This is a genomic window from Belnapia sp. F-4-1, from assembly GCF_000802185.1.
Lineage (GTDB): Bacteria > Pseudomonadota > Alphaproteobacteria > Acetobacterales > Acetobacteraceae > Belnapia.
On sequence record NZ_KN676113.1, the window covers coordinates 4,513,649 to 4,540,512 of the forward strand.

A 26,864-nucleotide genomic window follows, 5' to 3' on the forward strand; every position below is an offset into this window, starting at 1 on the left:
GATGCCCGATAGCGCTCCGCACACGACCCGCCGTGCCGATTACCGGCCGCCCGCCTTCCTCATCGACACGGTGGAGCTGGATTTCCGGCTCGATCCGGCGGCGACGCTGGTCCGGGCACGCCTGGCCTTCCGGCGGAACGCGCCAGGGGAGTTCCGGCTGGATGGGGATGGGCTGGCCCTGCTGGAGGCGAAGCTCGACGGGGTGGCGCTGGCGGAGGGGCGGGCGGGGCTCGGCGAGGATGGGTCGCTCACCATCGGTGATGCGCCCGACCGGGGCGTGCTGGAGACGCTGGTGCGGATCGCGCCGGAAAGGAACACGGAATTATCGGGCCTTTATACCTCCGGGGGCAATTTCTACACGCAGTGCGAGGCGGAGGGGTTCCGGCGCATCACCTTCTTCCCGGACCGGCCGGATGTGATGGCGCGATTCACCGTCACCCTCCATAGCGACAAGGGGCGGTGCCCGGTGCTGCTGTCGAACGGCAATCCCGATGGCGCGGGCGATGGGGAGGACGGGACGCATTGGGCGCGCTGGGTCGATCCGCATCCGAAGCCGAGCTACCTCTTCGCCTTGGTCGCAGGTGAGCTGGTGGCGGTGAGCGACAGCTTCACCACCCGGTCGGGGCGCCCGGTGGCGCTCAACATCTGGGTGCGGCGCGGCGACGAGGACCGCTGCGGACATGCGATGGATAGCCTCATCCGCTCGATGAGGTGGGACGAGGAGGTGTTCGGGCTCGAATACGACCTCGACGTGTTCAACATCGCCGCCGTCTCCGACTTCAACATGGGGGCGATGGAGAACAAGGGGCTCAACGTCTTCAACACCAAGTACGTCCTTGCCCGGCCGGAGACGGCGACGGATGGCGACTACCAGGGCATCGAGACCGTCATCGCGCATGAGTACTTCCACAACTGGACGGGCAACCGCGTCACCTGCCGGGACTGGTTCCAGCTCTCGCTGAAGGAGGGGCTGACGGTCTTCCGCGACCAGGAGTTCAGCGCCGACCAGGGCAGCCGGGCGGTGAAGCGCATCCGCGACGTGCGGGGGCTGCGGGCAGCGCAGTTCCCTGAGGATGCGGGGCCGATGGCGCATCCCGTGCGGCCGGACAGCTATATCGAGATCGATAATTTCTACACGCCGACCGTCTACCAGAAGGGTGCCGAGGTGGTGCGGCTGATCCATACGCGGATCGGCGCGGCGGCCTTCCGCCGGGGGATGGATCTCTACATCGCGCGTTGCGACAACCGGGCGGTGACGATCGAGGATTTCGTCGCGGCGATGCAGGAGGCGTCGGGCGTCGATCTCTCAGCCTTCATGGGATGGTACGACCAGGCGGGAACGCCGGAGCTCGTCGCCGAGGATCGCTACGAGCCGGAGGCGCGGCGCTGGGTTCTGACCCTGCGGCAGAGCCTGCCGGCGACGCCGGGGCAGGCGGTGAAGCATCCGGTGCCGGTGCCGGTCGCCATGGGGCTGCTCGATGCGGGCGGGGCCGAGGTGGCGACGCGGCTCGAGGGCGAGAACGAGGCGAGGCCGGGGACGCGGGTGCTGCTGCTGGAGAAGGCGGAGCAGAGCTTCGTCTTCGAGGATGTGGACGGGCCGCCCGTTCCTTCCCTGCTCCGCGGCTTCTCGGCGCCGGTGAAGTTGAAGGGCGTGGCGCCGGAGCGGCTGCGCTTCCTCGCCGTGCACGACACGGATCCCTTCGTCCGTTGGGAGAGCGGACTGCAATATGCTGCCGGGCTGATGCTGGGGATGGTGGCGGCGCATCTGCGGGGCGAGGCGCTCGGCTTCGATGCGGCGCTGGAGGCGGCGGTGCGCAACACGCTGCGCGGGGCGGAGGCGGACCCCGCCTTCGCCGCCGAGGCGCTGGCGCTGCCGGGCGAGGGCTTCGTCGCCGACCAGATGGAGGTCGCCGAGCCGGCGGCGGTGCATGCGGTGCGGGAGCATCTGCGGCGGGAGATCGGGCGGCGCTGCGGCGATGCGCTGCGCGAGACCTATGACGTGCTGGCGGAGGGGGGCGAGTACCGCGTCGACGGGCGCAGCATCGGGCGGCGGTCGCTGCGGAATGCCTGCCTCGCCTACCTCGTCGCGGCGGGGGAGACGGGCCTGGCCGAGGCGCAGTACCGGGAGGCGGGCAACATGACGGACCGGCTGGCGGCGCTCTCGCTGCTCGCCGATGCCGAGGGGCCGGCGCGCGACGGGCCGCTTGCCGATTTCCATTCGAAATGGCGGGGCGACGACCTAGTGCTCGACAAGTGGTTCTCGATCCAGGCGATGTCCTCGCGGGCGGATACGATGGAGGCCGTTAGGGCGCTCTACGGGCATGCGGATTTCGACCTGCGCAACCCGAACCGGGCGCGCTCGCTGGTCGGCGCCTTCGCGGCGGGCAATCCGCTGCACTTCCACCGGGAGAATGGCGCGGGCTACCGGTTCCTGGCCGATGCGGTGATCGCGCTCGACCCGATCAACGGCTCCATCGCGGCGCGGATGGTGGGGCCGCTCGGGCAGTGGCGGCGGCAGGCGCCGGCGCGGGCGGCGCTGATAAAGCGGGAACTGCAGCGTGTGCTCGCGGTGCCGAAGCTCAGCAAGGGAACCTTCGAGAAGGCGTCGAAGGGGCTGGCCTGACGGCCGGCTACGGCCGGGCGAGGACGGAGGCGGCCATCGCCACCAGGGTCGCGGCCGCCGTCAGCCGGATGGGGCGGTGCCAGGCGATGGCCAGGCGCCGGCAGGCGGGCCGCGCCAGCAGGGTGGCGAGGCCGAGGGAGACCGCGAGGGCGGTGGCCGTCACCGCCAGCGGCACCAGGGGCCGCGTGCCGTCCATCAGGGCGAGCGGGCCGAGGAACTGGGCGGCGAAGAAGGCGGCGGTCATCGGGTTGGTGGCGGCGGTGCAGAAGCCGGCGCCGAACTCGGCACCCTGGGCGCTGCGGACGGCACGGATCGTCTCCGGCGGGCGACTGCGGGCGATGGAGACGGCGACCCAGAGCAGCATCGCCGCGGCGAGCAGGCGGCCGGCCACGGCCCAGCCGGCGGTGGTGGGCGCGGTGTGCAGGGTCGCCGCCAGCGCCGCGTTCAGCGTGCCGGCGCCGAGCGCGATGCCGAGGCAGATCGGCAGGGCGCCGCGCAGGCCGCGCAACGCGGCGACGCCGGCGATCACCAGCAGGTTCGGGCCGGGCGTGACCAGGATCGCCAGATAGGCCAGCAGGAAGTCACGCACCGGGCGGGCTCAGCCGGCGGGGGTACAGGCCGTGCCGATGAGGACCAAGCCTTCGGTCGCCTGCTCCTGGTTGACGCTGGCGGGGCCGATGGCCAGGGGCGCCGGGGCGTAGAGCGGGCGGCATTCGACCAGCGGCGGGTGGGGCAGGCCGATATCCGGCTCGGCCGTGGCGGCGGCCGGGCGGGGCTGCGGCGTGGCCTGCTGGGCGGCAGCGGGGAGGAAGGCGAGCGGGAGCGTGGCCAAGGCGAGGCCGAATATCGCATGTCGCATGGCGGAAGTACCTTGTCTCGGGGGCAGGCAGATGATTGGAGGAATCCTTGGGGAATCCGAGCGGATAATTGGAAATTCGCCCGGATGTGAGGGTTGTTTCCGGGTGAATACTTTTGCTCCTTCATGCAGGTAGTGTCGTCCAACTCCTGGGATTTGGATGGCATACGATCCACGGCATGGGACGAAGCGCGGCGCAGGTTTCATGTGACGGAGGGCGGCATCGGCGCGATGCTAGGCGCAACTGCGGCATGGGAGGCAGCGATGGCCGTTCAGGCGCTCGGCTATGTCGGGATCGAGGCGAGCCGGATGGAGGACTGGGCCGGCTTCGGCACCGGGCTGCTCGGGTTGCAGCTCGCGGAGCGGAGTGCGGCGCAGCTCACCTTCCGCATGGATGACCGCAGGCAGCGGCTGCTGGTGGTGCCGGGCGCGGGTGACGGCGCGCGCTTCTTCGGCTGGGAGGTGGCGGATGGGGCGGCGCTCGATGCCCTCGCAGCGCGGCTGGAGGGCATGGGCGTTGCGGTCGCGCGGGGTGATGCGGGGCTGGCGGCGCAACGGCGGGTGGCGGGGCTGGTCGTCACCGAGGATCCGCTCGGCAGCCGGCTGGAGATCGTCCATGGGGCGGAGGTGACGGCGGAGCCCTTCCGCCCGGGGCGCTGCATCAGCGGCTTCCGCACCGGGCCGCTCGGCATGGGGCATGCGGTGCTGACCGTGCCGCGGATCGAGGCGGTGCTGCCCTTCTACCGGGATGTGCTGGGCTTCGGCGTGTCGGACTTCGTCACCCATCCGTTCAGGGCGACCTTCCTGCACGTCAATCCGCGGCACCATTCGCTGGCGCTGACCGAGACCGGGCAGGCCGGGCTGCATCACCTGATGCTGGAGCTGTTCAGCCTCGACGATGTGGGCCAGGGCCATGACCTGGCGATGTTGGAGGAGGGGCGGGTCGCGACCGGCCTCGGGCGGCACACCAACGACTTCATGACGAGCTTCTATGCGCGGACGCCGGGGGGATTCCTGGTGGAGTATGGCTGGGGCGGGCGGGTGATCGACCCGGCCGCCTGGACGCCGGTGGAGATGAGTTCGGGGCCGAGCCTGTGGGGGCATGAGCGGCATTGGGGGCCGCCCGCGATGCGGGAGGAGGCGCAGCGGATGCGGCTGAAGGCGGCCGCCGATGGCGAGCGGGCGCCGGTGCAGGTGCTGCCGGGGAACCATACCCTCATGCCGGGGGAATGCGCCTGGTGGGACCAGCTGAGGGCCGCGGAGTGATGCGGCCGGAGCGGCGACTCCCCTCCCCGCGCGCCATGGTCGTCGCGCCGCAGCCGGAGGCGGTGGAGGCGGGTGCGGCGATGCTGGCCGCGGGCGGCAATGCGCTGGATGCGGCGCTGGCCTGTGCGATCACCCAGGGCGTGGTCGACCCGATGATGTGCGGCATCGGCGGCATCGCCACCTTGCAGGTCCTCGACCCCGCGAGCGGGACGCATACCGTGCTCAATGGGCTGGGGACCTGCCCGGGGGCGGCGCGGCCGGATATGTGGGCGGCGGATTTCCTCGGCGAATGCCCGGACGGGTTCGGCTACCGCGTGCGGGGCTATGCGAACGAGTGCGGGGCGAAGGCCGTGACCGTGCCGGGGGCGGTGCGGGTCTTCGCCGAAGCGCATGCGCGGCTCGGGCGGAAACCTTGGGCCAGCCTGTTCGGGGCGGCGATCGGCTTCGCCACGGAGGGCTGGATCATCCGGCCGCATGTGCAGGCGATGTTCAGCCTCGACGAGCGGCCCTATGGGCGGATGAGCTATCCGGAGAAGCTCGGCCACACAGAGGACGGGCGGCGGCTCTACCTGCGGGAGGATGGGACGCCGAAGCGGCTCGGGGAGGTGGTGCGCAACCCGGAGCTGGCGGCGACGCTGCGCGTGCTTGCCGATGGCGGGGCGGAGGATTTCTACCAGGGGCGGATCGCGCGGGCGATCGTCGCGGCGATGGAGGCGCGGGGCGGGCTGATCGCGGCCGGGGACCTCGAGGGGTTCCGGGTGGCGGAGGGGGCGCCGTTGCGGGTGCCGTACCGGGGGTATGAGCTGGCGCTGCCGGAGCCGCCGGCGGGGGGTGTCGTCGTCGGGGAGATGCTGCGAATCCTGGAGCGGTTCGACCTCGTGGCGCTCGGGCATAATTCGCCGGACTACATCGCGGTGGTGGCGGAGGCGATGAAGATCGCCGGGATCGACAAGGAGGCGCATGTCGGCGACCCCGCCTTCCAGGATGTGCCGGTCGGGCGGCTGCTGTCGGATGGGTATGCCGATGACTGCGCGGCGCGCATCCGGCGGGGAGAGCGGGCCTCGCTGACCCGGGCGGGGAGCGATGCGCCGAACACCACGCATGTCTCCTGCGTCGATGCCGACGGCATGATGGTGTCGATGACGCATACCCTCGCCGTGCCCTCGGGCCTCATCGTGCCGGGGATGGGGTTCATGCTGAACGGGGCGATGAACTGGATGGACCCGCGGCCGGGGCGGGCTGGCTCCATCGCGCCGGGGAAGCGGCGGTATTCGTCGATGACGCCGACGATCGTGCTGCGGGAGGGGAAGCCCGTCGTGACGCTCGGGGCGCCGGGCGGGGCCTGGATCACCGTCGCCGTCGCGCAGGTGCTGCTCAACCTGCTCGACTGGGGGATGGGGATGCAGGAGGCGGTGATGGCGCCGCGCTTCTCGGCGACGAGCGAGACCATCGACCTGTCCAACCGCATCCCCCGCGCGACGGAGCGGGCCTTGCAGGGGATGGGTTATGCGACGAAGCGGAGCTACCAGAGCTACGCCTTCGCCGGCGTGCATGGCATCGCCGTCTGGGACGGCACCGCCGAGGGCGGCGCCGATCCGCAGCGGGATGGGTATGCGGCGGGGGTCTAGCGGTACCCCGGATCGGTGAGGTTGGTCAGCGGGAAGGAGCTGTGGACGTGCGGCTGCACGACCGGTGCGACGGGGTGCAGGTAGCTGCCGTCGAGCTGGCCGAAGCTGGTCACGCCGAGCAGGCCGAGGACGCCATGCACCTCGTCCTGCAGGATGCGGAACATCCGGGCGACGCCAGCCTCGCCGGCCGCGGCCAGGGCGTAGCAGTACATGCGGCCCATGCCGACCAGCTCGGCGCCGAGGATGATGGCCTTCACGATGTCGGTGCCGCGGACGAAGCCGCCATCGATCCAGACCTTGGCGCGGCCATCGACCGCCTTCACCACCTCGGGCAGGACGTCGATGGAGCCGCGGCCGTGGTCAAGCTGGCGGCCACCATGGTTGGAGACATAGACGACCTCGACGCCGTGCTCGACGACGAGCACCGCATCCTCGGCGGTGGCGATGCCCTTAAGGGCGAGCGGGGTGTCGGGGAAGCGGTCCTTCCAGCGCTTCACGTCGTCCCAGTTCAGCGCGGCCTGGAAGTGCTGGCCGGTGGCGCGGACGCGCCAGGGCTTGACGAAGCGCTTGGCGATGTCGCGCTCGCGGCGGCTGTAGATGGCGGTGTCGACCGTCATGCAGAAGGCGTCGTAGCCGGCGCCGATGGCGCGCTGGCTGACCTCCTCGATCCAGTTCCAGTCGCCGCGGACGTAGAGCTGGAAGACCTTGGGCCCCTGCCCCGCCTGGGCCATCGGCTCGAGGCCCGGCATGGAGACGGAGGAAACCATGATGGGGACGCCGTATTCGCCCGCGGCGCGGCCGGCCGGCGCCCCGCCCTCCGGGTCGAAATTCTCGAGGCCGCCGACCGGGGCGAGCATCACCGGCAGGGTGATCGGCTTGCCGAGGAAGCGGCCGGAGACGTCGATCTCCGAGACGTCGCGCAGCACGCGGGGGCGGAAGGCGAGGCTGTCGATGCCGGCGCGGTTGCGCATCATCGTCGTCTCGGTTTCGGTGGCGCCGACGAGGTAGTCCCAATTGCCGGGGCTGAGGCGGCCCTTCGCCTCCTTGACGAATTCATGCAGTGTCTGGAAGGGGCTTTCTTCCGGTTGGGACATTGTCGGTTTCCTCCGAAGGCGTGGTTCAGGCGGCATGGCTGGATGGGGTGGCGGGCTCAGCCGCCGAGGAAGTCCTTGGTCCAGCGCTTGTAATCGGCATCGCGGGTGACGCGGCCCATGAAATCGGCGCCCGGCACGCCTTGCAGGTCGGCGGGCTGCACGCCGTCGCGGAGCGCCTTCAGCGTGTTGTAGACGGCCTGTTGGGCGGCCATGATGGGCTGGTGGCCCTGCAGCGCGATGCGGACGCCGCGGGCGGCGAGGTAGTCGCGGTCCTTCAGCTCCGTGCCCTCGATGCCGCCGAGGATGATGGGCAGGGTAGCCACCGCAGCAACGGCGTCTAACTCGGTGCGCGTCCTGATGCCGGTGTAGAACAGCGCGTCGGCGCCGCTCGCGGTATAGGCCTTGGTGCGGGCGACGGCGTCCTCCACGCCGTTGACGGAGACGACGCCGCTGCGGGCCACGATGACGAAGGAGGGGTCGTCGCGGGCGGCGAGCGCGGCGCGGACCTTGCCGAGGCCTTCCTTCAGGGAGATCAGCGTGACCTTGCCGTCGCCATGGGGGCGCGGCAGGACGGTGTCCTCCAGCGTCATGGCGGCGACGCCGGCATTCTCCAGCTCCTCCACCGTGCGCATGGCGTTGAGCGCGTTGCCGTAGCCGTGGTCGGCATCGACCAGCACCGGCAGGGTGCGGACGGCACGGCAGATGCGGCGGGCCTGCTGCGCGAACTCGCTAAGGGTGAGCACGATGAGGTCGGGGGCGCCGAGCACGGTGAGCGAGGCGGTGGAGCCGGCATACATGCCGACCTCGAAGCCGAGTTCCTCGGCGATGCGGGCCGACATCGGGTCGAAGACGGAGCCGGGATGGACGCAATGCGGGCCGGCGAGGACGGCGCGGAAGCGCTGGCGGCGGTCGGTGTTGCTGGACATGCGGCTCACTCCGGGCGGTGCAGCGTGACGGGCTGGCGCGTGGCACTGCGGCGGCCGCGTTTGAAGGCGGCGAGGACGGGAGCGACCTCGCGGATCGCGGCGACCGGGTCGGGGGCGTCGATCAAGGCGAGGTCGGCGGGGTTGCCGACTGCGATGCCGTAGTCCGGGCGGCGCATCAGCCTCGCTGACTCGGTGGTAAACATGGACCAGGTGTCGTTCAAATCGTCCGGCATCGCGTGCTGGGTGACGTTGGCGTAGAGATTGGCCATGCGGATGAGCTGGCCGTCGCCCATCGGGGTGAAGGCGTTCAGGATGTTGTTGGACGAGATCGAGCAGGTGACGCCCTGGCGGTGCAGGCGGTTGGCGTCCGCCAAGCTGCGCTCGATGCGGTGGTCCTTGTCGCGGCCGCCGAGATAGAGGTCGGTCGCGGGGAGGACGGTGAGAGCGACGCCGGCATCGGCCATGCGGCGCGCCATCTCGTCGAGTTCGGGGAGTGGCATGACGGAGAGCTTGGTCAGGTGGCCGCAGGCGACGCGGCCGCCCCAGCGGTACTGCTCCGTCAGCTCGCAGACGAGGCGGGTGTCGAGATGGGCGGCGGAGGAGCCGCTATCGACATGCATGTCGATATCGGCGTCATATTCGCGGGCCAGCTCGAAGACGCGGCGAATCTGGCCGGCGGGGTCGCTGTCGTAGGTGGGGGCGGCGCCGACGACGCGGGCGCCGTTGCGGAGCGCTGCCACCATCAGCTCGTCGGTGCCGGGGTTGTTGAGGAGGCCCTCCTGCGGCATCACGCAGATCTCGATGTCGATGGCCCATTTATAGGCATCGACCAGAGCCTTGACGCCCTCGAAGCCGCGGAGCCCGACCTTCGGGTCCACCTCGGCATGGGTGCGCATCAGCGTCGTGCCGTGGCCGATGCACTTCTCCAGCGTGCGGCGGGCGCGGTCCGTCACGTCCTCCACGGTGAAGGTATGCTTGATGGCGCTGGTGCGCTCCATCGCATGATGCGGGAAGCGGGCGGTCTCGCAGGCGCAGCGGTCGATGGTGCAGGTCTTGTCGAGGTGGATATGCGTCTCGACGAAGCCCGGGGAGACGAGGTGGCCGGCGCAGTCGATCGCTTCCGCCGCGTCGGCCGCGAAGTTTGGCGAAAGGGCGGCGATGAGGCCGTCCTTGATGCCGATATCGGTGGCGGTGCCGTCGGGCAGGCGGGCGTTGCGGAGGAGGAGGTCGAGGGCCATCAGCGCTTCTCGGCCGTGGTGGCGTAGGGGATGTTGCGGCCGCCATAGCGGCGGACGCGGATATTGGCCTGCTCGGCATGGCCGACGAAGCCTTCCAGCATGCAGAGGCGGGAGCAGGCCTCGCCGATCATGGCGCTGGCCTCGTCGGTCAGGACGCGCTGGTAGGTGACGGTCTTCAGGAACTTGCCGACCCAGAGGCCGCCGGTGTAGCGGGCCGCGCGCTGAGTCGGCAGGGTGTGGTTGGTGCCGATGACCTTGTCGCCATAGGAGACATTGGTGCGGGGGCCAAGGAAGAGGGCGCCGTAATTGGTCATGTGGCGCAGGAAGTGGTCGTCGTCGCGGGTCATCACCTGGACATGCTCCGAGGCGATGCGGTCGGCCTCGCGGACCATCTCGTCGAGGCCGTCGCAGACGATCACCTCGCCGTAGTCCTCCCAGGCCTTGCGGGCGATCTCGGCGGTCGGGAGGATGGTCAGCAGGCGCTCGACCTCGGCGATGGTCTCGCGGGCGAGTTTTTCCGAGTCCGTGAGGAGGATGGCAGGGCTGGTGGGGCCGTGCTCGGCCTGGCCGAGGAGGTCCGTCGCGCAGAGCTCGGCATCCACCGTCTCGTCGGCGATGACGAGGGTCTCGGTCGGGCCGGCGAAGAGGTCGATGCCGACGCGGCCGTAGAGCTGGCGCTTGGCCTCGGCGACGAAGGCGTTTCCGGGGCCGACCAGCATGTCGACGGCAGGGATGCTCTCCGTCCCGAGCGCCATGGCGCCGACGGCCTGGACGCCGCCGAGGCAGTAGATGACGTCCGCGCCGGCCAGGTGCTGGGCGGCGACGATGGCGGGTGCGGGCTTGCCCTTGTAGGGCGGGGCGCAGGTGACGATGCGCGGGACGCCGGCGACCTTCGCCGTCACCACGGACATGTGGGCGGAGGCGAGCAGCGGGTATTTGCCGCCCGGGACGTAGCAGCCGACGGAGTTCACCGGGATGTTCTTGTGGCCAAGCATGACGCCGGGGAGGGTTTCGACCTCGATGTCCTTCAACGCCGCCTTCTGGTGCTCGGCGAAGTTGCGGACCTGGGCCTGGGCGAACCGGATGTCCTCGAGGTCCTGGCCGGTGAGCTGGTCGAGGCACTCGCGGATCTCGGCATCGGTGAGGCGGTAGTCGACGCGGTCCCAGGCGTCGAACTTCACCGAGTATTCGCGCACGGCGGCGTCGCCGCGCTGCGCGATATCGGCGAGCAGGCCCTCGACGATGCCGCGGACCTTGGTGTCCGCATCGGCCTTGTCGGCGGCGGAGATGCTTTGCTTGAGCCAGCGGGCCATGGAGGTGTTTCCTTACTCGGCGGTCCAGCCGCCATCGATGAGCAGCGCCGAGCCCGTCATCAGGGCGGAGGCGTCGGAGGCGAGGAAGACGACAGGGCCCATCAGGTCCTGCACCTGGCCGAGGCGGCCGAGCTTGATCTTGCTCAGCACCCAGTCGGCGAATTCGGGGCGCTCGAAGAAGGGCTTCGTCATCGGCGTCTCGATGAAGGTGGGGCCGATGGTGTTGGCGCGGATGCCAAGCGGGCCGAGCTCGATGGCCATCGCCTTGGTCCAGCCCTCCATCGCCCATTTGCTGGCGCAGTAGACGCTGCGGTTGGGGCCGCCGACATGGCCCATCTGCGAGGAGACGTTGATGATGGAGCCGGGGATGCCTTCGGCGGCCATGCGGCGGGCGACAGCCTGCGCCGCGAAGAAGCAGCCGCGGAGGTTGAGCGCCTGCACGGCGTCGAAATCCTCCTCGGTGACCTCAAGGAAGGGGGCGTGGCGGGAGGTGCCGGCATTGTTGACGAAGGCGTGGAAGGCCGGGCGCGCGGCGATGGCGGCCTGGACGGCGGCGGTGTCGGCGATGTCGAGCGCCAGGGCCTCGGCCTGGCCGCCCCGGGCGCGGATGGCGGTGGCGGCGGCCTCGACCTCGGCGCCAGTGCGGGCGGCCAGCGTCACCGAGGCCCCTGCCCCGGCCAACGCGGCGGCGGCGGCGAGGCCGATGCCGCGGCCGGCGCCGGTGACGAGGGCACGGCGGCCGTCGAGGCGGAAGCTCGGGGTCTCGGGGAGAGCGGTCATCCGGGCAGGCTACACCGAGCGGCGGCGCGGTCCAGGCCCCCTTGCCAGGACTGGCCGCGCTGGGACAGCTTTCGTTCCAAGGCCGCGGCATAGGCGGCGAAGGGAGAACGTCGTCATGAATCGCCTGTTCAGCGCGCTCGCGGGCGCAGCGCTAAGCCTGTTCGCGTCATCGGCCCTGGTTCCACCCGCCTTGGCGCAGACGCGCTGGGTGATGGCGACGCCCTATGCGGAGGCGAATTTCCATACGCGCAACGTCCGCGCCTTCCTGGCCGATATCGAGCAGGCGACGGGCGGGCGGCTGGCCGTGCAGGCGCACCACAACGGGACGCTGCTGGCGATGCCGCAGATCAAGCGCGGGGTGCAGACCGGGCAGGTGCAGCTCGGCGAGATCCTGCTCTCGGCCTATGGCAACGAGGACCCGTTCTTCGAGGTGGATAGCGTGCCCTTCCTCGCCGATACCGTCGAGGCGGCGGGGGCGCTGCACCGGGCGACGGAGCCCTATATCCGGGCGCGCTTCGAGCGGCAGGGGCTGACCCTGCTCTACATGGTCAACTGGACCGGGCAGGGATTCTATACGCGGGAGCCGCTGCAATCCGTCGAGGCGCTGAAGGGGACGCGGATGCGGGCCTTCAACAACCTGACCTTCCGCTTCGCCGAGTTGCTGGGGGCGCAGCCGGTGACGGTGCAGGTGCCGGAGATTCCGCAGGCCTTCGCCACCAATGTGATCAATGTGCTCTTCACCTCGGCGCAGACGGGGGTGGATGCGAGCGTCTGGGACTTCGCGCGCCACTTCACCGATGTGGGCGGGATGCGGCCGCGCAATGCGGTCTTCGCCAACAGCCGGGCGTTGGCCACGCTCGATGCGGCGCAGCGGGCGGCGGTGATGGAGGCGGCGAAGCGGGCCGAGGCGCGCGGGGCGGAGTATTCGCGGGAGGCGGAGGTGGAGATGGTGGGCAAGCTGCGGAGCCATGAGGTGCAGGTGGCCGCGGTGGCGCCGGCGATGCAGGCGCAGCTTCGCGCGATCGGCGAGGTGCAGACGCGGGAATGGCTCGGCCGGGCGGGGAGCGAGGGCGGCCAGATGCTGGAGCGGTACCGCGCCCTACTCAGTCGGTGAGCTGGGCCGCATAGTGCGGCGCAGCATCGGTGGAGGATGGGGCGATGGTGGCATTGGTGACGGGTGCGCAGCAGGGAATCGGGCGGGCCTGTGCCCTCGCCCTTGCTGCGGCGGGGCATGATGTCGCCATCAACTGGCTCGATGACCGGGCGGCGGCGGAGGCTGTCGCCGAGGGTGTGCGGGCGGCGGGGCGCAAGGCGGCGCTGGTGCAGGGTGATGTCGGGGCGGGGGCCGCGGCCTGTGCGGCGCTGGTCGGGGAGGCTGCGGCGGCGCTCGGGACGGTCGAGGTGCTGGTCAACAATGCGGGGATCTTTCCGCGGGTCGAATTTCTTGAGATGGAGGAGCGACAATGGGACCAGGTCTTCGCCGTCAACCTCAAGGGGAGCGTGTTCTGTGCGCAGGCGGCCGCCCGAGCGATGGTGGCGGGGGGCGTGAAGGGCTGCATCGTCAACCTAGCCTCCTCCGCGGTGCGGGGGACGCCGGTTGGGGTGCATTACAGCGCGACGAAGAATGGCGTGGTGGGCATCAACCGTTCCATGGCGCTGGCGCTGGCGCCGCATGGCATCCGGGTGAATGCGATCGCGCCGGGGCTGACGGATACGGCGCAGCCGCGCTACGGCAATAGCGACGAGGAGGTGCGGGCGATGGGGGCCGCGCTGCCGCTCGGGCGGCTGGGGCGGCCGGAGGATATCGCCGACATGGCCGTCTTCCTGGCCTCGCCCGGAGCGGCGTGGATCACCGGGCAGGTCTATCATGTGAACGGCGGCGGCTACATGCCGTGATCATTCCAGCAGCAGGTTGCGGAGGCGCTCCAGGCGCGAGGCGTTGAGGCCGAGGCCGCGCTCCAGCAGCAGCGGCATCGCGCCGCCATGGGCCTCCACGGCGGCGTCGAGGGCGGCTTCCAGCAGTTCGGGATGGGTGGCGTAGAGGGCGTCGGCCAAGGGCTTCGGCGTCCCGGGGGGCAGGGCCAGGTCGCGGCGCCAGATGCGGTCAGTGGCGCGGTAGTCCTCCATCGCCGTCTCGCGGCTGGCGCCGAGGGCGGTGAGGATCAGCGCAGCGGCGAGGCCGGTGCGGTCCTTGCCGGCGGAGCAATGAAAGAGCAGCGCATGCCGCTCCGGCTCCAGCAGCAGGTCGAAGAGGCCGCGATAGGCGCTGATGAAGCGGGTGCCGTAGTCGAGATAGGCGCGGCGGAGGAGGTCCACCACATCCTCACCCGTCGACAGCTCGCGTCGCATGAGGTCGGCGAGCGAGGCGCCGACGGTCGGCTCGATGGGCAGGTGGATGCGCTCGGCGCCCGTGGGCAGGCGGGAGGGGCGATGGGCGGCTTCCTCGACGCCGCGGAGGTCACAGACGGTCCGCAAGCCGAGGCTGGCGATGGTCTCCACGTCGCGCTCGGTGAGGTGGGCAAGGGTTGCGGAACGGTAGAGGTGGCCGAGGCGGAGGCGGCGGCCATCGGCCATCTGCCAGCCGCCGAGGTCGCGGAGGTTGGAGGCGCCGTCGAGGGGGATGGCGATGGGAAGGTCTTCGGGCATAGGGGGCTCCTCGGCGGCGTCGGGGCGGTTGTAGCAGGTTTTGGAGCGAGCTTGAGGGGTGGCGCCCTGCGGAGGGCGGTTGACGCCAGGCGAAAGCGGCAGGGACACTCCATCCAACAACCCAGGAGGAATGCCCATGACCGGATCATCACTCTTCGACCTCAGCGGCAAGATCGCCATCGTCACCGGCGGGTCGCGTGGCATCGGCCGGGCCATCGCCGAGCGGATGGCGGAGCATGGGGCGAAGGTGGTCGTCTCCTCCCGCAAGCTCGATGCCTGCCAGGTCGTGGTTGATGCGATCAAGGCGAAGGGTGGCGAGGCGGTGGCCATGGCCTGCAACATCGGGCGGAAGCCGGAGCTGCAGGCGCTGGCGGACGAGACCATCTCGCGCTGGGGCGGCGTCGATATCCTGGTCTGCAACGCGGCGATCAATCCGCATTTCGGGCCGGCCATGGGCATCCCCGACGAGGTCTTCGACAAGATGATGGCGACCAACATCAAGTCGAACATGTGGCTTTCCCACATGTGCATCCCGAGCATGGAGGCGCGCGGGGGCGGCGCGATCGTCATCATCTCCTCGATCGGGGGATATCGCGGCTCGGTCAACCTCGGCGCCTATGCGATCACCAAGGCGGCGGACCTGCAGCTGGCGCGGAACTTGGCCTGCGAGTGGGGGCCGAAGAACATCCGGGTGAACTGCATCGCGCCGGGGCTCGTCAGGACCGATTTCGCGCGGGCGCTGTGGGAGGACCCGGCGAACTACAAGAAGCGGACGCGGGACACCCCGCTGAAGCGGATCGGCGAGCCGGACGAGATCGCGGGGGCAGCCGTCTTCCTCGCCTCGCCAGCGGGGAGCTTCATGACCGGGCAGAGCATGATCATTGACGGCGGGGTAACCTGCGGCGCGCCGGCCAACCCGGAGGATTAGCAGGTGGCGCGGGGATTGCTAGGGGGAGTCACGCAGTCTCCGTGGCGGGAGGCGCCGTGCGAGACTGCCATGACTGGCACGGTGCGCCTCGGTTTCGAAATGTTGCTGCCCGCGGCGAGAGCTTGATGAATCGTGGCTTCGGGCTACGAGCAGCATGTCATGAAGTGTCACAGACGGCATGACCCGTGGCGATTTGCCCTAGCCGCGACGAACGCCGACTTTGACTTGGCAAAGTCGTTCGGCAATGGTCCGGTGAGGGCCGGACCCCTGCCCTCCCCTTCCCGTGATTTGCAGTCTACAGGGCCGCGGTGCGCCGCAGCAATAAAAGTTTACCGCAATCGATTGGCCCATTCCGCACACTGTCCGCGTTGCCATCTGACTGGCAGCGCTTGCAGGGGCGGCCGATGAACAGCATGCAGGACATCTTCGCCGATTATGCCCGGGGTTATGAGTCCCGGCGCGAAACAGACATGTCCATTTCGGAATATCTGGAAGGCTGCCGGAAGGATCCGGGTTACTACGCGAGTGCCCCCGAACGTATCCTCAAAGCGATCGGTGAACCGACCGTGGTGGATACCGCGAAGGATGTGCGGCTCGGACGGATCTTCCTGAACCGGACCATCCGCGTCTATCCGGCCTTCTCCGAATTCTACGGCATGGAGGAGACGATCGAGCGGATCGTCGGCTTCTTCCGCCATGCCGCCCAGGGGCTGGAGGAACGGAAGCAGATCCTCTACCTGCTTGGGCCGGTGGGCGGCGGCAAGTCCTCGCTCGCCGAGCGGCTGAAGGCGCTGATGGAGCAGGAGCCCATCTACGTGCTGAAGGCGGGCGACGAGATGAGCCCGGTCTTCGAGAGCCCGCTTGGCCTGTTCGACCCGGAGCGGATGGGACCGGTGCTGGAGGATCGCTACGGCATCCCTCGCCGACGCCTCACCGGGCTGATGAGCCCCTGGGCACTCAAGCGGCTGGATGCCTTCGGCGGCGACATCTCGCAGTTCCGGGTGGTGAAGGTCAGGCCCTCGCGGCTCCGGCAGATCGCCATCGCCAAGACCGAGCCGGGCGACGAGAACAACCAGGACATCTCCTCGCTGGTCGGCAAGGTGGATATCCGCAAGCTCGAGATGTTCGGACAGAACGATCCGGATGCTTACAGCTTCTCGGGCGGGCTGAACCGGGCGAACCAGGGCGTCCTGGAATTCGTCGAGATGTTCAAGGCGCCGATCAAGATGCTGCATCCGCTGCTGACGGCGACGCAGGAGGGCAACTATATCGGCACCGAGAATATCGGCGCCCTGCCCTTCCAGGGCATCATTCTGGCCCATAGCAACGAGTCGGAGTGGCAGAGCTTCAAGAACAACAAGAACAACGAAGCCTTCATCGACCGCATCTACGTCATCAAGGTGCCCTACTGCCTGCGGGTCACCGAGGAGCAAAAGATCTACGATAAGCTGGTCTCCTCGTCGGAGCTGTCGGCCGCGCCCTGCGCCCCGGCGACGCTCGAGATGCTGGCGCGGTTCACGGTGCTCTCGCGGCTGAAGAAGCACGAGAACTCCAACGTCTACGCCAAGATGCGGGTCTATGACGGCGAGTCGCTCAAGGAGACCGACCCCAGGGCGAAGAACCTGCAGGAATATCGGGACGCGGCAGGCCCCGACGAGGGGATGGAGGGGGCCTCGACCCGCTTCGCCTTCAAGGTGCTGGCGGCGGCCTTCAACTACGACACGACCGAGATCGCGGCCGACCCCGTCCACCTGATGTACGTCCTGGAGCAGACGATCCGGCGCGAGCAGCTGCCGGACGAGACGGAGAAGCGCTACCTCGAGTTCATCAAGGGCGAGCTGGCGCCGCGCTACGCCGAGTTTATCGGCAACGAGATCCAGAAGGCCTATCTCGAGTCGTACAACGACTACGGGCAGAACCTCTTCGATCGCTACGTGGCCTATGCCGATGCCTGGGTCGAAGACATGGACTTCAAGGACCCCGATACCGGCCAGATGATGAACCGGGAGCTGCTGAACCAGGAGCTCACCAAGATCGAGAAGCCGGCCGGCATCGCCAACCCGAAAGACTTCCGCAACGAGGTGGTGAAATTCGCCCTCCGCGCCCGGGCAAACCGGGGCGGGCGGAACCCCTCCTGGACCTCCTACGAGAAGATCCGTGAGGTGATCGAGCGGCGCATGTTTAGCCAGGTGGAGGACCTGCTGCCGGTGATCTCCTTCGGCTCCAAGAAGGATGGCGAGAGCGAGAAGAAGCACGGGGAATTCGTGCAACGCATGGTCTCCCGGGGTTATACCGAGAGACAGGTCCGCCGGCTTGTCGAATGGTACATGCGCGTGAAGCAGGCCGGCTGACCCAGAACTGGACCGCGAGGCGCCTGCTCGATGCAGATTCTGGATCGCCGCCTGAACCCAAGCGGCCGTAGCCTGCCCAACCGCCAGCGCTTTCTGCGCCGGGCGAAATCCCTGGTGCAGGAGGCGGTGCGGGATGCCTCGGCGAAGCGGGACATCCGCAGCGCCGACGAGGGGGGGGAGGTCTCGATCCCCCTCCATGGCATCCGCGAGCCGAGCTTCCACCACGGCTCCGGCGGCAGCCGCGACCATGTGCTGCCGGGGAACAAGGAGTACCGCGAGGGAGACGAAATCCAGCGGCCACCGAGCGGGGGCGGCGGCGGTGGCTCCGAGGGCTCCCCCGAGGGTGGGGGGGAGGATGCCTTCCGCTTCGTCCTCACGCGGGAGGAGTTCCTCTCGCTCTTCCTCGACGACTTGGAACTGCCGGACCTCGCCAAGCGAAGGCTGGTCGAGGGGGCGGATCCGGCCTGGCACCGGGCGGGGTATTCGGTGGCGGGGACGCCCTCGAACCTGTCGCTGGCCCGGACCATGCGGAACAGCCTGTCGCGTCGCATTGCGCTGAAGCGGCCGAAGCCCGAGGCGGTGGCGGCGCTGGAGGCGGAGATCGCTGCGCTGGAGGGGCAGCCCGGCAGCGAGGAGCAGGTCGCCAAGCTGAAGGCGGAGCTGGCGATCCAGCTCAGGCGCAGCCAGCGCATCCCCTGGATCGACCCGATCGACGTGCGCTACCGGCGCTTCGAGCCGGTCCCCCGCCCGGTGGCGCGGGCCGTCATGTTCTGCCTGATGGATGTCTCGGGCAGCATGACCGAGGACATGAAGGACCTCGCCAAGCGCTTCTACACGCTGCTCTATATCTTCCTGCAGCGGCGCTACAAGCATGTGGATATCGTCTTCATCCGCCATACGCACGAGGCGGCGGAGGTGGACGAGCAGACCTTCTTCCACAGCCGTGAGACGGGTGGGACCCTGGTGTCCACCGCGTTGGAGGAGATGCGGAAGGTGGTGGCGGACCGCTACCCGCCGACGGAATGGAACATCTATGCGGCGCAGGCCTCGGATGGCGACAATGCCGCGGGCGACAGCCAGCGTACGGCCCGGCTGCTGATCGACGAGGTGCTGCCGGCCTGCCAGTACTACGCCTATATCGAGGTCGGGCGCGACGGCGAGCATGGCATGCCGGGCTTCCCGCGAGGTCCCACGGATTTGTGGCGGACCTACGAGCAATTGGTCAGCGCCGGCGCGCCGATGGCGATGAAGAAAGTGCGCAACCGGCGGGACATCTTCCCCGTCTTCCGCGAGCTCTTCGCCAAACGCGGCTTGCTGGAGGAAGCCAAGGCATGAACGCGCCCGTATCGACGCCCGGTCTGCTCTACGAAGGGGCGGACTGGGACTTCTCCACCCTCATGCGCATCCATGATGCCTGCGAGAAGGTGGCGGTCCGCGACCTGGGGCTCGACTTCTATCCGAACCGGATCGAGATCATCAGCGCGGAGCAGATGCTGGATGCCTATGCCAGCACCGGCCTGCCGCTCTTCTACCGGCACTGGTCATTCGGCAAGCAGTTCGCCCAGCACGAGGCGCTGTACCGCAAGGGGCTGCGGGGCCTCGCCTATGAGATCGTCATCAACTCCGACCCTTGCCTCTCCTATGTGATGGAGGAGAACACCGCGACACTGCAGGCGCTGGTGATCGCGCATGCGGCCTTCGGTCACAACCACTTCTTCAAGAACAACCGCATCTTCCGCGAGTGGACGGATGCCAAGGGCATCCTCGACTACCTCGAATTCGCCAAGGGCTACATCGCGGATTGCGAGGACAAGCATGGCGAGATCGCGGTCGAGCGGGTGCTCGACTCGGCGCATGCGCTGATGAATTACGGCGTGCACCGGCATCACCGCCGGACCATCGACCTGCGCTCCGAGGAACAGCGCGAGCGTGAGCGCCGGGCGCATGACGAGCGGATGTACAACGTCCTCTGGAGCACCTTGCCGGAGCGGGCGAACCAAGCGATCGGCGCCGACGAGGTGGAGCGGCGGCGGGCGATGCTGCAGCTGCCGCAGGAGAACGTCCTTTACTTCCTCGAGAAGTCGGCGCCTCGGCTGGCGCCCTGGCAGCGTGAGGTCATCCGCATCGTCCGCAACGTGGCGCAGTACTTCCACCCGCAGCGGCAGACCAAGATGATGAACGAGGGGTGCGCGACCTATGTGCACCATCGCATCCTCAACACGCTGCACCGCGAGGGGCAGCTGAGCGACGGGGCGCTGCTGGAGGCGCTGCACTCGCATACGAGCGTCATCATGCAGCCGGACTTCGACGATCCGCGCTATTCGGGCATCAATCCCTATGCGCTCGGCTTCGCCATGATGGAGGATATCGAGCGCATCTGCCGCGAGCCGACCGAGGAAGACCGGGAGTGGTTCCCCGATTTCGCCGGCAGCGGGGACCCGATGCCAACCTTGCGCTATGGCTGGTCCGAGTTCCGCGACGAGAGCTTCATCCTGCAATTCCTCAGCCCGCACCTGATGCGGAAGATGAAGTTCTTCCACCTGAAGGACGATGCGGCGCAACCGGTGCTCCGCGTCGATGCCATGCATGACGAGCGTGGCTACCGCCGGCTGCGGCGGGCGCTGGCCAAGCAGTACGACCCGGCCTGGATGGACCCGGATATCCAGGTGGTGGATGTGGACCTCGCCGGCGACCGGCGGCTGATCCTGGAGCACCGGGTGCAGGACGGGCGGCTGTTGGAGGAGCAGGAGGCGCGGCAGGTGCTGCGGCACCTGGCGAGCCTCTGGAGCTACGACGTGCTGCTGCGCGAGGTTGATCCGGCGACGGGAGCGAGCCTTCGGGAGCATGCGGTGTCGCCGCCGCGGTAGGGTTGTGGCGGCGGGAGGTGGCCGCTAGTTTCGCGGCAACAACTGCCGGAGAGCCGCATGTCCGCTTACACCAGCCCCGGCGCCGCGCGGGGCGGCGATCTCGATGCCGTCCTCCTCGTCGCGCGCATCGCCATGGTCGTGCTGTTTCCGATCAGCGCCTATTTCAAGATCATCGGCTGGCCCGGCATCGTCGGGATGCTGACGCAGCAGGGGGCGCCGCTGCCCTATCTAGGCGGCATCGTGGCGGTGCTGGCGGAGACGGTGTTCCCGCTGCTCATCATCCTCGGGCTGTGGACGCGCTGGGCCGCCTTCGGACTGATCCTCTACACGCTCGGGACCAATGTCATCGCGCACCGGTTCTGGGAATTCGAGGGACCGGCGCAGATGGCCCAGATCTTCAGCTTCTTCAAGAATCTGGCGATGTGCGGCGGCTTCCTGCTGCTGGCCTGGATCGGCCCGGGGCGGCACGCGGTGCAGCCGCGTCCCTGAGCGGAAGGCGCTGATGTAGAACTCGAGGGTTCCAAGGGCCCTTCGGCCCTTGGCGGGGTGAGTTTGAGAGGGGCAGCGCTCCTCTCAAGCAGCGGCGGCCAAAGTTGCCTTCATGAACCCATCCAGCTGCGTCTGATCCACCCAGCGCAGCACCGCGGTGATCCCCGCACCCGGATCGACCCAGGTGATGTTGCCGCCTGCTCCGGAAAAGCACCAGCTCCGCGGGCCGGCGGAGGGCCAGCGGGTACGGCCGGTGTTCAGCCACCAGAGCAGGCCGTAATGCGGGTTGAGGGCGCAGGGTGTGGTGCATTGGGCGACCCAGCCCTCCGGCAGCAGGCGCCGGCCCTCCCAGACCCCATCCTGCAGGGTGAGCTGGCCGATCAGCGCTTGGTCCTCGGCATGGATAAAGACGCCGCCGCCCCAGTGGCCGCCGCCGGAGACGCTCTGGACACGGCGGCCCTCCACCTCGACCCAGGAGGTCTCGTAACCGAGCCAGCGCCAGTCCTGCGAGGCGCCGATCGGGCGCATGATGCGCTCGGCGAAGACCTCCGGCAGCGGGCGGCGGAAGAGGCGGAGCAGGGCGAGGGAAAGGCGGTTCACCCGGACGTCGTTGTATTCCCAGTACTCGCCGGGCTTGTGGAGGGGGCGGGCGAGGCCCTTCTTCCCCTGCCCTTCCACGCCGAGGTTGCGGCCGCGGTCGATGAGGTCGGACTTGCCGAACAGCGTGCCTTCCCACTCCGAGGTGTTGGTCAGCATGTGGCGCCAGGTGATGGGGGCGTTCTGCGGGCCGTCGAAGCCGCCGTCATCGACGAGGTCGCGGACCGGGGCGTCGAGATCGGGGATGAGGCGGTCGCCATGGGCGAGGCCGGCGAGCAGGGCGAGGTAGGACTTCGCCACCGAGAAGGTCATGTCGACGCGGTGCGTGTCGCCCCACTCGGCGACCCGGCGGCCGTGATGGAGGATCAGCCCGTTGGGGGCGCCGCGCGGGGCGACGGGGCCGATGATGGCGTTGTCCGGCGGCGGCTCGAAGAAGCCCGCCTCGAGGTGGGCGCGGATGTCCCGTGGCCAGGGGGACTCGTGCGACAGGGCGAAGTCGACGGCGGGGGCGAAGGCAGGAAGTGTGGGCATGCGGCGAAGGTATCACGCCCTGTCGGATAGGGCGCCAGGGGACGGGAGACGCGTTCCCACGGCGGCGTGATCTCCTTTACATGGCGCTGCGTTGCGCAAGGCGCACCACCGGAGGATATGCATGCCGCAGGGCCAGACTGCCGCCCCACCGAACTCCACTCTCGTCCGAGTCGCGGAATGGCTGAGGCCGCGGCGGCGGCTGGTACCCGTCGAGCGGCTGGCAGGGCCGGCGGGGCCGGCGGAGGCGGCGGTGCGCGCCCTGGCGCAGGCAGTGCCGATGGCTGGGGAGACGCTCCTCTGCCGGACGCTCGGGCGGCACAAGATGCTGGTCGATGCGGGCGACTTCACCCATGCGCCGCACCTCGCCATGGATGGGTTCTGGGAGTGGTGGACGACACGCTTCCTGGCGGAACGACTGAAGCCGGGGCAGGTCTTCGTCGATGGCGGGGCCTGCTACGGCTATTTCAGCCTGCTGGCGGCGGAGCTGGTGGGACCGGCGGGAAAGGTTCTTGCCTTCGAGCCGCATCCGCGCTCGGCGGGGCTTCTGCGGCAGAACCTAGCGCTCAATGGCCTGGAAGGCCGGGCGCAGGTGGAGGAGGTGGCGCTGGCCGGGGCGAGTGCGGGGCGGGTGATGCGCTTCGCCCTGCCGGAAGGCAGCCCGATGAACGCACATCTGCTGCCGGAGGATCTGGCGGGGAGCGGGCTGGGCACGATGCGCGGGCCGGGGCTGGCGTTGGTGCCGACGCGGCCGCTCGACCGCCATGCCGGGGCTGGCGTTGGTGCCGACGCGGCCGCTCGACCGCCATGCCGGGGCGAAGCCGGATGTGGTGAAGCTCGACCTTTGCGGGGCGGAGGAGGCAGCCTTCGCCGGAATGCAGGGGGTGATCGAGGCCAATCCGGCGGTGCAGGTGCTGCTCTGCTTCAACCCGGTGCGGTCGGCGGCGCCGGCGGATTTCCTGGAGCGGCTTGCGGGGCAGTTCCGGCTGCGGCGGCTGACGGCGCAGGGCGAGGCGCAGGACTGCACGCCCGCCGAGGCGATGGGCGGGGGGGATGTGATGCTGTACCTGGCACGCTGAACGGCGTGCCGTAAGGGTTTCAGCTCGCGGCAGCCTGGCGGCCGGGGGACGGCGCGGGCAGCTCGATCTCGATGGCAAGCGTCGACATGTCGCCGCCGCGGTCGAGGTCGAGCTTCACCTTGCCTGGGTCGATCGCCACGTAGCGGGCGACGACCGCCACCAGCTCCTGCTGGAGCTTCGGCAGGAAATCCTCCCGCGTGCGGCCGATGCGCTCATGGGCGAGCACGATCTGCAGGCGCTCCTTGGCGGCGGAGGCGCTGGGAGGCGCCTCCTCCTTGCGGGCGGCGCGGAAATAATCGAGCCAGCTCATCAGGCGGCCCTCCCCCCGAACAGACGCCGGAACAGGCCGGGCTTCTTGTCCGGCTCCAGGAAGCGGTGCGGCAAGTCCTCGCCGAGGAAGCGGCCGACGGCATCCTTGTAGGCCTGCCCCGCGACGCTCTCGGTATCCATGATGACCGGCGTGCCGGTGTTGGACGCCTTCAGCACGCTCTCGTTCTCGGGGACGACGCCGAGCAGGGGGATGGCGAGGATCTCCCGCACATCCTCGAGCTTCAGCATCTCGCCGCGCTCGACCCGGTTCGGGTCGTAGCGGGTGACGAGGAGGTGCTCCTTCACCTTGTCCTTCTTCTCCTCGGCGCGCTTCGACTTGGATTGCAGCACGCCGAGGATGCGGTCGCTGTCCCGGACCGAGGAGACTTCCGGGTTGGTGACGACGATGGCTTGGTCGGCGAAGTAAAGGGCGAGGAGGGCGCCCTTCTCGATGCCGGCGGGGCTGTCGCAGAGGATGTAGTCGAAGTCGGCCGAGAGCTCCTCGATGATGGTCGAGACGCCCTCGCGTGTGAGCGCGTCCTTGTCACGGGTCTGGCTGGCGGGCAGAATCGCCAGCGTATCAACGCGCTTGTCGCGGATCAGCGCCTGGTTGAGGCGCGCTTCGCCCTGGATGACGTTGACGATGTCGAAGACCACACGGCGCTCGACGCCCATGATGAGGTCGAGGTTGCGCAGGCCGACGTCGAAATCGATCACCACGGTCTTCTTGCCCCGTTGCGCGAGGCCGGTGGCGAAGGCGGCGCTGGTCGTGGTCTTGCCGACGCCTCCCTTGCCGGAGGTGACAACGATCACTTGCGCCATGGACGCATCCCCCTCATCCCCATAGTCATCCCATCACCCGAGCGGCGCGAACCGCATCTCCTCGCCCTCGAGCCGCACCTGCGTCGGCTTGCCGATGGGCGCGTCGCCGAGCCCCTCGCGCACCGCGTAGAAGCCGGCGATGGCGACGAGTTCCGGGTCGAAATTCAGCGCGAAGATCCGCGCCGTCGCATCGTCCGCGGCGCCGGCGACGGCGCGGCCGCGGAGTGCTCCGTATACATGTATGTTGCCGTCGGCAATTATCTCCGCGCCGGGATTGACGGTCGCGGTGACGATGAGGTCCGCTCCCTGGGCGTAGATTCGCTGGCCGGAGCGGACTGGCTCGGTCACCAGCATGGCGGCGCGGCCGGATCCGGAGAAATCGGGGCGCGGGGCGGCTTCGACCGCGGCCGGCGGCACGGCGGCCTCGGGCGGCGGGGCAGCGGGCTCCGTTTCGGCGCCACCGACGGCGCGGAGCGGGGGGAGGCCTGCATGTTGCGCGGCCTGCTTCATCGCCTGGCTGCCGCCGGAGGTGCCGATGGGCACGATCTCCAGCTTGTGCAGCCCCTCGACGAGGCCGCGGAAATTCACCTCCTCCGGCGCCGCCTCGAGATCGGCGAGGCCGATGACGATGGGGGCGAAGCGGAGGAAGCCGGGGGCGCGGCGGAACTGGTCGCCGAGTGCGGGCAGCACGGCTTCCGGCCGCGGGTCCAGCAGGCGCAGGACGAGCAGGTTGAAATTGCCGGCCCGGAGGCGGAAGGCTTCTGGAAGCGTCTGGCTGCTCAAGGCGCTCTCGGACCTGGCTGCGGCGTGGAGGTTGCGGTCCTCATGTCTATAGCGGCGCGGCGGCGAGGGGCGAAGCCCGAATACGCCGAAGCATCACGGATTGGCGTCGCGGCTGGCCGGTTCATAATGCCGGGGCAACCCGGGAGCGTGACGTGCCGCCTTCTGCCTTCATCGATGCCTGCCGACTCGGCGGGGCCGCGGCGTGAGCCGGCCGCCCATCGGCACCCGCGCCGACTACCGCTGGTTCACCGCCATCCCAACCCGCTGGATGGACAACGACGTCTATGGCCATGTGAATAACGTCACCTATTACAGCTGGGTCGATACGGCGGTGGCGCAGTTCCTGATCGCGCAAGGGGTGCTCGACCTGAAGGCCAGCAGCGAGGTCGGGCTGGTGGTGGATACCGGCTGCCGCTACTTCGCGCCGATCGCCTTCCCCGATTCCGTGACCTGCGGGGTGCGGTGCGGGCGGCTCGGTACCAGCTCGATCCGCTACGAGATCGGCATCTTCCGCAACGATGAAGAGCAGGCGAGCGCCGAGGCGCATTTCATCCATGTCTATGTGGCGAGGGCGGAGCAGGGGCGGAGCGTGCCCCTCCCCGCCCGGCTGCGCGAGGCGGCGACGCGACTGCTGATGCCAACCCCTGCAGGAGACGCCTGATGCCCGAATTGAGCCGACTTGCCATCCTCGACGACTACCAGGGCGTGGCGCTGACGCGCGGGCCCTGGGACCGTCTGCCGGAGGGGCTGACTATCGAGGTGTTCCGCGACACCGTCACCGATCCAGAGGCGCTGGTGACGCGCCTCCTGCCCTTCGACGCCATCCTCATCATGAGGGAGCGCACGCCCTTCCCACGGGCGCTGCTGGAGCGGCTGCCGAACCTGCGGCTGCTCATCACCACGGGCGCGCGGAACCGGAGCGTCGATCTGGAGGCGGCCGCCGAGCGGGGGGTGACGGTCTGCGGGACGCCAAGCTTCGGCCATCCGACGGTCGACCTCACCTGGGGGCTGATCCTCTCGCTGCTACGGCGCATCCCGGAGCAGCAGGCCTCGCTGCGCGCGGGCGGCTGGCAGATCGCGCCGGGGGGGAGCGTGGGCTCGACCCTCGAGGGGAAGGTGCTGGGCGTGATGGGGCTCGGCAATCTCGGCAGCCGGGTCGCCAAGGTGGGGCAGGCCTTCGGGATGGAGGTGGTCGCCTGGAGCCAGAACCTCACCGCCGAGAAGGCCGAGGCGGCGGGGGCGAGGCTGGTCGACAAGGCGCAGCTGATGGAGGAGGCGGATGTGGTGAGCCTCCACCTCATCCTCTCCGAGCGGTCGCGGGGGATCGTGGGGGCGGAGGAGCTGGGGCGGATGAAGCGTTCGGCCTTCATCGTCAATACCAGCCGGGGGCCGCTGATCGAGCAGGAGGCGATGATTGCGGCCTTGCAGGAGGGGCGGATAGCCGGCGCGGGCATCGATGTCTTCGACCGGGAGCCGCTGCCGCCGGGGCATCCGCTGCTGGGGGCGCCCAATACGGTGCTGACGCCGCATCTCGGCTACGTCACCGAGGAGAATTACGCGCAGTATTTCCTCGGCGCCGTCGAGGCGGTGGAGGCCTATCTGGCAGGGCGGCCGATCCGGGAGCTGCGCGCGGGGTGAGCGGGGTGCCGCTTTCGGCGGCAGCGGGAGGGGCGTAGCGGGGCGGACGCGCCTCACGGCCGCGGCATGAGCGTTGCATGGGCAGGCGAAACGTCCCTTAGCC

At 69.3% G+C, this 26,864-nt stretch carries 25 protein-coding genes and 1 pseudogene; 14 read left to right on the forward strand and 12 right to left on the reverse strand.

Features of this window, described 5'->3' with window-relative positions:
• Window position 1 precedes the first annotated feature (1 nt).
• Entirely contained in the window at window positions 2-2,623 is a 2,622-nt protein-coding gene (pepN, locus tag LH62_RS21285; RefSeq protein ID WP_236552600.1) for an aminopeptidase N, read from the forward strand.
• A gap of 7 nt (window positions 2,624-2,630) precedes the next feature.
• Here the strand turns inward: pepN and LH62_RS28635 are convergent, their stop codons facing one another.
• Window positions 2,631-3,212, reverse strand: coding sequence for a LysE family translocator (locus LH62_RS28635; protein ID WP_052214768.1), 582 nt, complete (start codon window positions 3,210-3,212; stop codon window positions 2,631-2,633).
• A gap of 9 nt (window positions 3,213-3,221) precedes the next feature.
• Window positions 3,222-3,482 (reverse strand): hypothetical protein, encoded by a 261-nt coding sequence (locus tag LH62_RS21295; RefSeq protein WP_043364063.1) that lies wholly within the window; start codon window positions 3,480-3,482, stop codon window positions 3,222-3,224.
• Window positions 3,483-3,743: 261 nt separating this feature from the next.
• On the opposite strand from LH62_RS21295, the gene LH62_RS21300 reads away from it, so the two are divergent.
• Complete coding sequence (locus LH62_RS21300) at window positions 3,744-4,745, forward strand: VOC family protein (protein ID WP_043364065.1); 1,002 nt, start codon at window positions 3,744-3,746, stop codon at window positions 4,743-4,745.
• Entirely contained in the window at window positions 4,718-6,373 is a 1,656-nt protein-coding gene (locus LH62_RS21305) for a gamma-glutamyltransferase family protein (protein ID WP_236552601.1), read from the forward strand. The genes LH62_RS21300 and LH62_RS21305 overlap by 28 nt, the downstream gene beginning before the upstream one ends.
• On the opposite strand, the gene LH62_RS21310 is transcribed toward LH62_RS21305, so the two are convergent.
• Genes LH62_RS21310 through LH62_RS21330 form a run of 5 tightly spaced genes read right to left on the reverse strand, consistent with a single transcriptional unit; the run spans window position 6,370 to window position 11,724 of the window.
• Window positions 6,370-7,467, reverse strand: coding sequence for an alpha-hydroxy acid oxidase (locus LH62_RS21310; RefSeq protein ID WP_144404593.1), 1,098 nt, complete (start codon window positions 7,465-7,467; stop codon window positions 6,370-6,372). The two genes, LH62_RS21305 and LH62_RS21310, sit on opposite strands and share 4 nt — an antisense overlap.
• A 56-nt stretch (window positions 7,468-7,523) precedes the next feature.
• Window positions 7,524-8,393 (reverse strand): oxaloacetate decarboxylase, encoded by an 870-nt coding sequence (locus LH62_RS21315; RefSeq protein ID WP_043364071.1) that lies wholly within the window; start codon window positions 8,391-8,393, stop codon window positions 7,524-7,526.
• A 5-nt stretch (window positions 8,394-8,398) separates the two neighbouring features.
• Window positions 8,399-9,631 carry an amidohydrolase family protein gene (locus LH62_RS21320; RefSeq protein ID WP_043364073.1) on the reverse strand — a complete coding sequence of 411 codons (1,233 nt, stop codon included), beginning with the start codon at window positions 9,629-9,631 and terminating at the stop codon, window positions 8,399-8,401.
• Window positions 9,631-10,944 carry a histidinol dehydrogenase gene (gene hisD, locus LH62_RS21325; RefSeq protein ID WP_043364075.1) on the reverse strand — a complete coding sequence of 438 codons (1,314 nt, stop codon included), beginning with the start codon at window positions 10,942-10,944 and terminating at the stop codon, window positions 9,631-9,633. The genes LH62_RS21320 and hisD overlap by 1 nt, the downstream gene beginning before the upstream one ends.
• 12 nt (window positions 10,945-10,956) lie before the next feature.
• A complete protein-coding gene (locus tag LH62_RS21330) occupies window positions 10,957-11,724 on the reverse strand; it encodes an SDR family NAD(P)-dependent oxidoreductase (protein WP_043364078.1) in 768 nt (255 codons plus the stop codon).
• A 115-nt stretch (window positions 11,725-11,839) separates the two neighbouring features.
• Between LH62_RS21330 and LH62_RS21335 the strand changes: the two genes are divergently transcribed.
• Both LH62_RS21335 and LH62_RS21340 read left to right on the forward strand, forming a co-directional pair.
• Window positions 11,840-12,838 (forward strand): TRAP transporter substrate-binding protein, encoded by a 999-nt coding sequence (locus LH62_RS21335; protein ID WP_043364079.1) that lies wholly within the window; start codon window positions 11,840-11,842, stop codon window positions 12,836-12,838.
• Between the two features lie 44 nt (window positions 12,839-12,882).
• Window positions 12,883-13,620, forward strand: coding sequence for an SDR family NAD(P)-dependent oxidoreductase (locus LH62_RS21340; protein WP_043364081.1), 738 nt, complete (start codon window positions 12,883-12,885; stop codon window positions 13,618-13,620).
• Here LH62_RS21340 and LH62_RS29495 read toward each other — a convergent pair whose 3' ends face one another.
• Window positions 13,621-14,370 carry a tyrosine-protein phosphatase gene (locus tag LH62_RS29495; RefSeq protein WP_043364084.1) on the reverse strand — a complete coding sequence of 250 codons (750 nt, stop codon included), beginning with the start codon at window positions 14,368-14,370 and terminating at the stop codon, window positions 13,621-13,623.
• Window positions 14,371-14,506: 136 nt separating this feature from the next.
• Between LH62_RS29495 and LH62_RS21350 the strand changes: the two genes are divergently transcribed.
• The 5 genes from LH62_RS21350 to LH62_RS21370 all read left to right on the forward strand — a co-directional run bounded on the left by LH62_RS21350 (window position 14,507) and on the right by LH62_RS21370 (window position 21,005).
• Window positions 14,507-15,298 carry an SDR family NAD(P)-dependent oxidoreductase gene (locus tag LH62_RS21350; protein ID WP_144404596.1) on the forward strand — a complete coding sequence of 264 codons (792 nt, stop codon included), beginning with the start codon at window positions 14,507-14,509 and terminating at the stop codon, window positions 15,296-15,298.
• Window positions 15,299-15,702: 404 nt separating this feature from the next.
• Complete coding sequence (locus tag LH62_RS21355; protein WP_043364088.1) at window positions 15,703-17,649, forward strand: PrkA family serine protein kinase; 1,947 nt, start codon at window positions 15,703-15,705, stop codon at window positions 17,647-17,649.
• A gap of 30 nt (window positions 17,650-17,679) precedes the next feature.
• On the forward strand, window positions 17,680-18,984 hold the full coding sequence (locus LH62_RS21360; protein ID WP_043364089.1) for a YeaH/YhbH family protein: 1,305 nt from the start codon (window positions 17,680-17,682) through the stop codon (window positions 18,982-18,984).
• Window positions 18,981-20,516: a SpoVR family protein gene (locus LH62_RS21365; RefSeq protein WP_043364092.1), complete on the forward strand. Its 1,536-nt coding sequence runs from the start codon at window positions 18,981-18,983 to the stop codon at window positions 20,514-20,516. The genes LH62_RS21360 and LH62_RS21365 overlap by 4 nt, the downstream gene beginning before the upstream one ends.
• A 57-nt stretch (window positions 20,517-20,573) precedes the next feature.
• The gene (locus tag LH62_RS21370) at window positions 20,574-21,005 is read left to right on the forward strand and encodes a DoxX family protein (protein WP_043364094.1); all 432 of its coding nucleotides are present in this window, start codon (window positions 20,574-20,576) and stop codon (window positions 21,003-21,005) included.
• Between the two features lie 84 nt (window positions 21,006-21,089).
• Here the strand turns inward: LH62_RS21370 and LH62_RS21375 are convergent, their stop codons facing one another.
• Window positions 21,090-22,133 (reverse strand): serine hydrolase, encoded by a 1,044-nt coding sequence (locus LH62_RS21375; RefSeq protein WP_052214770.1) that lies wholly within the window; start codon window positions 22,131-22,133, stop codon window positions 21,090-21,092.
• A gap of 367 nt (window positions 22,134-22,500) precedes the next feature.
• Here LH62_RS21375 and LH62_RS32770 point away from each other — a divergent pair.
• Window positions 22,501-22,881: pseudogene (locus LH62_RS32770) on the forward strand (FkbM family methyltransferase); the annotation flags it as partial.
• A 31-nt stretch (window positions 22,882-22,912) separates the two neighbouring features.
• The gene (locus LH62_RS32130) at window positions 22,913-23,209 is read left to right on the forward strand and encodes a hypothetical protein (RefSeq protein ID WP_236552602.1); all 297 of its coding nucleotides are present in this window, start codon (window positions 22,913-22,915) and stop codon (window positions 23,207-23,209) included.
• Between the two features lie 19 nt (window positions 23,210-23,228).
• Here LH62_RS32130 and minE read toward each other — a convergent pair whose 3' ends face one another.
• Genes minE through minC form a run of 3 tightly spaced genes read right to left on the reverse strand, consistent with a single transcriptional unit; the run spans window position 23,229 to window position 25,123 of the window.
• Complete coding sequence (gene minE, locus LH62_RS21385; RefSeq protein WP_043364098.1) at window positions 23,229-23,519, reverse strand: cell division topological specificity factor MinE; 291 nt, start codon at window positions 23,517-23,519, stop codon at window positions 23,229-23,231.
• Entirely contained in the window at window positions 23,519-24,340 is an 822-nt protein-coding gene (minD, locus tag LH62_RS21390) for a septum site-determining protein MinD (protein WP_043364100.1), read from the reverse strand. The genes minE and minD overlap by 1 nt, the downstream gene beginning before the upstream one ends.
• A gap of 33 nt (window positions 24,341-24,373) precedes the next feature.
• The gene (gene minC / locus LH62_RS21395; RefSeq protein WP_043364102.1) at window positions 24,374-25,123 is read right to left on the reverse strand and encodes a septum site-determining protein MinC; all 750 of its coding nucleotides are present in this window, start codon (window positions 25,121-25,123) and stop codon (window positions 24,374-24,376) included.
• 202 nt (window positions 25,124-25,325) lie between these two features.
• Between minC and LH62_RS21400 the strand changes: the two genes are divergently transcribed.
• Window positions 25,326-25,784, forward strand: coding sequence for a thioesterase family protein (locus LH62_RS21400; RefSeq protein ID WP_052214771.1), 459 nt, complete (start codon window positions 25,326-25,328; stop codon window positions 25,782-25,784).
• Window positions 25,784-26,761: a D-2-hydroxyacid dehydrogenase family protein gene (locus LH62_RS21405; protein WP_043364104.1), complete on the forward strand. Its 978-nt coding sequence runs from the start codon at window positions 25,784-25,786 to the stop codon at window positions 26,759-26,761. The genes LH62_RS21400 and LH62_RS21405 overlap by 1 nt, the downstream gene beginning before the upstream one ends.
• The last annotated feature ends 103 nt before the right edge of the window (window positions 26,762-26,864 follow it).

What these genes read in the sequence shown, in the direction of transcription:
- LH62_RS21355 (WP_043364088.1), top strand. Translation starts at nt 15,703, where the DNA reads ATGAACAGCATGCAGGACATCTTCGCCGATTATGCCCGGGGTTATGAG.
- pepN (WP_236552600.1), top strand. Translation starts at nt 2, where the DNA reads ATGCCCGATAGCGCTCCGCACACGACCCGCCGTGCCGATTACCGGCCG.
- LH62_RS21320 (WP_043364073.1), bottom strand. Translation starts at nt 9,631, where the DNA reads ATGGCCCTCGACCTCCTCCTCCGCAACGCCCGCCTGCCCGACGGCACC.
- LH62_RS21335 (WP_043364079.1), top strand. Translation starts at nt 11,840, where the DNA reads ATGAATCGCCTGTTCAGCGCGCTCGCGGGCGCAGCGCTAAGCCTGTTC.
- LH62_RS21310 (WP_144404593.1), bottom strand. Translation starts at nt 7,467, where the DNA reads ATGTCCCAACCGGAAGAAAGCCCCTTCCAGACACTGCATGAATTCGTC.
- LH62_RS21295 (WP_043364063.1), bottom strand. Translation starts at nt 3,482, where the DNA reads ATGCGACATGCGATATTCGGCCTCGCCTTGGCCACGCTCCCGCTCGCC.
- LH62_RS21350 (WP_144404596.1), top strand. Translation starts at nt 14,507, where the DNA reads ATGACCGGATCATCACTCTTCGACCTCAGCGGCAAGATCGCCATCGTC.
- LH62_RS21340 (WP_043364081.1), top strand. Translation starts at nt 12,883, where the DNA reads ATGGTGGCATTGGTGACGGGTGCGCAGCAGGGAATCGGGCGGGCCTGT.
- minE (WP_043364098.1), bottom strand. Translation starts at nt 23,519, where the DNA reads ATGAGCTGGCTCGATTATTTCCGCGCCGCCCGCAAGGAGGAGGCGCCT.
- LH62_RS21330 (WP_043364078.1), bottom strand. Translation starts at nt 11,724, where the DNA reads ATGACCGCTCTCCCCGAGACCCCGAGCTTCCGCCTCGACGGCCGCCGT.
- LH62_RS21365 (WP_043364092.1), top strand. Translation starts at nt 18,981, where the DNA reads ATGAACGCGCCCGTATCGACGCCCGGTCTGCTCTACGAAGGGGCGGAC.
- LH62_RS21405 (WP_043364104.1), top strand. Translation starts at nt 25,784, where the DNA reads ATGCCCGAATTGAGCCGACTTGCCATCCTCGACGACTACCAGGGCGTG.
- hisD (WP_043364075.1), bottom strand. Translation starts at nt 10,944, where the DNA reads ATGGCCCGCTGGCTCAAGCAAAGCATCTCCGCCGCCGACAAGGCCGAT.
- LH62_RS21300 (WP_043364065.1), top strand. Translation starts at nt 3,744, where the DNA reads ATGGCCGTTCAGGCGCTCGGCTATGTCGGGATCGAGGCGAGCCGGATG.
- LH62_RS21360 (WP_043364089.1), top strand. Translation starts at nt 17,680, where the DNA reads ATGCAGATTCTGGATCGCCGCCTGAACCCAAGCGGCCGTAGCCTGCCC.
- LH62_RS21315 (WP_043364071.1), bottom strand. Translation starts at nt 8,393, where the DNA reads ATGTCCAGCAACACCGACCGCCGCCAGCGCTTCCGCGCCGTCCTCGCC.
- LH62_RS29495 (WP_043364084.1), bottom strand. Translation starts at nt 14,370, where the DNA reads ATGCCCGAAGACCTTCCCATCGCCATCCCCCTCGACGGCGCCTCCAAC.
- LH62_RS21370 (WP_043364094.1), top strand. Translation starts at nt 20,574, where the DNA reads ATGTCCGCTTACACCAGCCCCGGCGCCGCGCGGGGCGGCGATCTCGAT.
- minD (WP_043364100.1), bottom strand. Translation starts at nt 24,340, where the DNA reads ATGGCGCAAGTGATCGTTGTCACCTCCGGCAAGGGAGGCGTCGGCAAG.
- LH62_RS21375 (WP_052214770.1), bottom strand. Translation starts at nt 22,133, where the DNA reads ATGCCCACACTTCCTGCCTTCGCCCCCGCCGTCGACTTCGCCCTGTCG.